The organism is Peribacillus sp. SIMBA_075, assembly GCF_046534585.1.
Map to the genome: position 1 here is coordinate 1 of NZ_JAWRYN010001156.1, position 252 is coordinate 252.

Annotated in this window: 1 protein-coding gene; it reads right to left on the reverse strand. The window is 43.3% G+C overall.

What is annotated here, in order from left to right; translation table 11 throughout:
* The coding region (locus SB775_RS31935) for a DUF421 domain-containing protein (RefSeq protein WP_410865301.1) at positions 1–252 on the reverse strand (252 nt) is incomplete at both ends.

Genomic DNA, 252 nt, shown 5'->3' on the forward strand with positions numbered 1-252 from the left:
GTCAAACGTTCCTTTTTCAGGTTGTCTTCCAAAATTTTGCCTTCCTTGATGAGGACCGTTGATTTGCCTTCGAAAAAATCACGAAGTTTTTTACTTTTGAGGGAAAGCCATTCCATTACAACCGGAAAGAGTGCAAAAATACCCATCGCGATCAAGCTGTGATAAGCTGGGCCGTCCATTTCCGTTGCCATGAAAGCAGCGATGGAGCCAATCGTAATACCGACGATATACTCGATGTATGTAAGTTGCTTG